Source organism: Candidatus Caldatribacterium sp. (assembly GCA_014359405.1).
GTDB lineage: Bacteria > Atribacterota > Atribacteria > Atribacterales > Caldatribacteriaceae > Caldatribacterium > Caldatribacterium oleiphilum.
Map to the genome: position 1 here is coordinate 1 of JACIZN010000171.1, position 780 is coordinate 780.

1 protein-coding gene and 1 pseudogene (1 of these 2 only partly in view) are annotated in these 780 nt (G+C 46.7%); both read right to left on the reverse strand.

The features are described from left to right. Positions 1-573 (reverse strand): extracellular solute-binding protein (locus tag H5U36_09955; protein MBC7218429.1); only part of this gene is annotated, 573 nt, incomplete at its 3' end. Between the two features lie 194 nt (positions 574-767). Beyond that, positions 768-780: pseudogene (locus H5U36_09960) on the reverse strand (zinc-binding dehydrogenase); it runs 950 nt beyond the window's last position.

Below are 780 nucleotides of genomic sequence, written 5' to 3' on the forward strand. Positions count from 1 at the left end.
GGCTCCTGCGATTCCATAGGGTAAAAGCCCTCTTTCTTTAATAGCTCGACCGATTCTTTCCCAGTCGTCCCATGTCCAAGCTTCTTCAATCGAGGTAGGAGCACTTAAACCCGCAGCCCTGAAGACATCAGCGTTATAGAATACTACATTCGTATCGGTCATCTGGGGAACTGCGTAGTATTTACCGTTGTCCTCTACGAAACTCAAAAGCGATGGCCAAAACCTCTTCCAATACCCCTCTGGAAAGTACTTTGTCAAATCTACAGCATATCCAGCCTTCATGTATCTACCGAAGTAGGGATAAATTGTACGGTAGATGTCTGGAGATGTGCCTCCCGCAAGTCTTAGATCCAGGGTTTTGTGATGGTCATCCCAACTGTACTCACTTAGATTCACTTGAATATCGGGATTCAGCCTCTCAAATTCGGCTATAACCTCCTTAAAGACCCTGATCTCGCCTGGTCTTCCCCATACCTGCCATTCCAGCTCAACTTTTGCCGCTGCGAGAGATTGCATTGCGAACAATACAAACGGAAGAAATAGAAAGATCCTCATCCAGAGGCTTCTCCTCATTGAAAGACCCCCCTTACCTTAGTAAACTCACTTTCTCAACCACCAAAGCATCCACCGACACAGAACATACCGTCTTTTAGGGCTCGCAAAACACTGATATCCTCCTTTAACTGGCTCCAAGCACCACCCCCTCCGTGAAGTATTCCTTATCGGGGATCACTAGTATCTTGATTGCAGCTTGATATTTGTCCGGGTCAAGTAGCAGAG